The organism is Bradyrhizobium sp. (assembly GCF_049512235.1).
In the GTDB taxonomy this organism is placed as follows: domain Bacteria; phylum Pseudomonadota; class Alphaproteobacteria; order Rhizobiales; family Xanthobacteraceae; genus Bradyrhizobium.
Genome location: NZ_JBEKXH010000718.1, coordinates 1 through 2,593, shown reverse-complemented (window position 1 = coordinate 2,593; position 2,593 = coordinate 1). Strand labels below are relative to the sequence as shown.

The 2,593-nt window shown below is 65.9% G+C and carries 3 protein-coding genes; 2 read left to right on the top strand and 1 reads right to left on the bottom strand.

Translation table 11 applies throughout. The features are described 5' to 3' along the window. Both ABSG20_RS34385 and ABSG20_RS34380 read left to right on the top strand, forming a co-directional pair. On the top strand, nt 1–730 hold a 730-nt coding region (locus ABSG20_RS34385; protein ID WP_423868883.1), incomplete at its 5' end, for a hydrogen peroxide-inducible genes activator. Between the two features lie 15 nt (nt 731–745). Continuing rightward, nucleotides 746–2,149, top strand: coding sequence for a CoA transferase (locus ABSG20_RS34380; RefSeq protein ID WP_423868882.1), 1,404 nt, complete (start codon nt 746–748; stop codon nt 2,147–2,149). A 182-nt stretch (nt 2,150–2,331) separates the two neighbouring features. On the opposite strand, the gene ABSG20_RS34375 is transcribed toward ABSG20_RS34380, so the two are convergent. Beyond that, nucleotides 2,332–2,593 (bottom strand): amidohydrolase family protein (locus ABSG20_RS34375; RefSeq protein WP_423868881.1); only part of this gene is annotated, 262 nt, incomplete at its 5' end.

The following is a 2,593-nucleotide window of genomic DNA, read 5'->3' as shown; positions in this document are numbered from 1 at the left end:
CGGAGAAGAGATCGCCCAACGCGTCCGCGACATCCTGCGCTCGGTCGACGAACTCGGCGACTTGGCGCGGGCGTCGCGGGAACGGCTGGTAGGCCGGCTGCGCATCGGCATGATCCCGACGATTGCACCCTATCTGCTGCCGACGGTCATCGGCAACCTCACGCGCATGCATCCCGAACTTGACATTCACGTACGCGAGACGCTGACGCCGAAACTGATCCAGGAGCTCGCGCAAGGTCGGCTCGACACCGCCATCGTTGCTCTGCCGGTGTCCGAACCTTCGCTGACCGAGGTCGCCTTGTTTGCGGAAAATTTCCTGCTGGTCCGGCCCGGCGAGGATGAGGGAACGCCGGTGCCCACGAGCGAAACGCTGCGCGAAATGAGGCTGCTTCTTCTGGAAGAGGGACACTGTTTTCGCGACCAGGCCCTGTCGTTCTGCAATATGCAATCGTCGCCGCCACGGGAGGTGCTGGATGCGAGCTCGCTCTCTACACTTGTTCAGATGGTCAGCGCAGGCATCGGTGTCACGTTGATCCCGGAAATGGCCGTGGCGGTGGAGACACGCTCGGCGTCAGTATCACTTGCCCGCTTCAAAAGCCCGCAACCCTCGCGAACCATCGGCATGATCTGGCGCAAGACGAGTCCTCTGGCTCGACAGCTCCTGCAAATTTCCGAAGTGGTTTGTCTCTCGGCCGGCGCGTTGCGTGAGCAGCACACCCTGCGAACCTAGAGAAGAGCGACCGCCATGCAAACCCCTCGCGAAATTCTCGCCGATCTGTGGTCCGCGGCCGGCGGCGATCACGCCGCGCTCGACGCCGTGACGCTGACCGGAGCGGAGCCGCAACTGCCGTCCTCGTTTCGCGTTGCCGCCGCGGCGCAAGCAAGCATTGCCGCGGCCGGACTGGCGGCGGCGCAGGTTTGGAAACTGCGCAGCGGGCAAAGCCAGGATGTCGCGGTCGATATGCGTCATGCCGTTGTCGAATGCCGCAGCGAGCGCTACCTGCGCGTGGATGGCAAGCCGCCGCCGCCAGCATGGGACGCCATCGCCGGCATCTACAAGACCGGCGACCAGCGCTTCGTGCGGTTGCACACCAATTTCGCCCATCACCGCGCTGCCGTCTGCAAGGTCCTGGACTGCGAGCCGGCGCGCGAGGCGGTCCAGGCCGCGCTGATGCAATGGGACGGCGAGGCTTTTGAAACCGCGGCCTATCGCGAAGGCGGCGTGGTTGCGATGATGCGCTCCTACGACCAGTGGTCTGAGCTGCCTCACGCCAGGGCGTTGGCCGCATTGCCGCCGGTATCCATCGAAAAAATCGGCGAGGCCGCGCCACGACCTTGGCCGGCCGGCGACCGTCCGCTGGCGGGCGTGCGCGTGCTCGATCTGTCGCGGGTGATCGCCGGTCCCGTCGCCGGCCGCACACTCGCGGTTCATGGCGCCGATGTTCTCCTGATCTCCGGTCCTGGCCTGCCGGCGATCCCCTGGCTTACCATCGACACCGGCCGCGGCAAGTTGACGGCTTTTATCGATCTCAAGTGCGAGCAGGGGCGAGGCAGCCTGCGCGACCTGCTGGCCAGTGCGGATATTTTCACGCAAGGCTATCGTCCGCGGGCTCTCGAAACGCTGGGTTTCGCGCCGCAGGACGCGGCACAGATCAGTCCCGGCATCATCTCGGTGTCGTTGTCGGCCTATGGCCATGTCGGGCCGTGGTCGGAACGTCGCGGTTTCGATTCGCTGGTGCAGACCGCGACCGGTTTCAATCACGCCGAAGGCCAGGCCGCCGGCGTCGATGGCCCCAAGGAAATGCCCGCGCAAATGCTCGATCACGCCACCGGCTACCTGATGGCATTCGGCGCCATGATGGCCAAGGCACGCCAGTCCCGCGAGGGAGGCAGCTGGCACGTCCGCGTCTCCCTGGCGCAGACCGGACGATGGCTGTGGCATCTCGGCCGCGTGGCCGACGGGTTCAATACCGCAGATATCAAGGCTGACGCGGCCAGCCCCTTCATGCAGGAGATGCCTTCCGGCTTCGGTCCGCTGTGGGCCGTCAGCCATTCCGCCGTGCTGTCGAAAACGCCGGCCTCCTGGGCGCGCCCGGCGATGCCGCTCGGCAGCCACGCCCCGCAATGGCCGGTGCGACAGAGATCATGAGCGCGCCTCACCGACACCGCCAACAAGATCAAGTCGGTGCTTTCCACCGCAGGGCATCACCGATCTGGCCGTGTTCACCTCGCTCGGTCGATATCGATCGTGCGCAAGGCCGCCGGCTGGTGGCGCAGCTGCCGCTGCGCAACGCTCCGGCAACCGGACCGGAGGACGCCGCAAACCCGCGCTCAGAACCCGTAAAGCCGCGCCGGATTGTCGACCAGGATCTTTTGCCGGACCGCCGCATCCGGCGCCCATACCGGCAATTGATTGAACAGGCGGCCGTCGTCGATCTGGTACAGCGGGGTCAGGTCGGTCGGCTTCTTGCCGGGCGGCGTCACCGAATTTGGATGCGGCCAATCCGTGCCCCAGACAATGCGATCGGAATTCGCCGCAATCAGCGCGCGGGCAAGCGGGGCTGCGTCGGGATAATCGGGCGCGAGTTTCGAC

Coding starts and splice junctions, on each gene's coding strand:
- ABSG20_RS34380 (WP_423868882.1), top strand. CDS start 746: ATGCAAACCCCTCGCGAAATTCTCGCCGATCTGTGGTCCGCGGCCGGC.